Source organism: Phenylobacterium sp. CCH9-H3 (assembly GCF_001557235.1).
Lineage (GTDB): Bacteria > Pseudomonadota > Alphaproteobacteria > Caulobacterales > Caulobacteraceae > Phenylobacterium.
In genome coordinates this window covers 1-631 of record NZ_LSJI01000141.1, presented here as the reverse complement: position 1 = coordinate 631, position 631 = coordinate 1, and the positions used below count along the sequence as shown (strand labels likewise).

Below are 631 nucleotides of genomic sequence, written 5' to 3'. Positions count from 1 at the left end.
CCCGCCCGACATGGCCGAACGGCATGCGCGCGTCCTGGCTCGGCTGACCGAGATGGGGCTGGCGCTGGCCGAGCAGGCGTTCGAGGACGCGCAGGCCGCGGAGACGCCGGCGGCGCGGATCGAGCCGGTGAAGGCGTTCCATACGATCTCGCGCTCGGTGCGCCAGTGCGTGGCGCTGGAGGCGCGGCTGGTCCGCCAGCAGGCGCAGGATGCGCGCGAGGCCGAGCGGGCCCAGGCGGCCGCGCCGCCGCGCAAGCCGGGCGGCGCCGAACTCTCCCGGCGCATCACCGCGGTGCGCGACGCCGTCACCCGGGTCATCTGGCACGAGGTCGAGGACGAGGACTCCGCCGCCTGGCTCGAAGAGGGGCTGGAGGAGGACATCGCGTCCGCCTGCCTGCGGGACGACTTCTGCGCCGAGCCGCTGGACGACCACATCGCCCGCCTCTGCCTGGAGATGGGCCTTTCGGAAGACGCCGCCCTCAATTGGCGCAACCTGCCTGACCCGCCCGAGCCGCCGGACGAGGCACCCTCGCCACCCCCCGGGGCCCCGCGGCCGGATCTCCCGCCGCAGAGCTCGGCCTGACCGCGCCGCGCCCCGGCGCGTCAGCGCCCAAAAGAACTCACCGCAGAA

1 protein-coding gene is annotated in these 631 nt (G+C 75.1%); it reads left to right on the top strand.

The annotated features are described in order from the left end of the window. On the top strand, positions 1 to 583 hold a 583-nt coding region (locus tag AX721_RS27935), incomplete at its 5' end, for a hypothetical protein (protein WP_197422567.1). Positions 584 to 631: the final 48 nt, after the last annotated feature.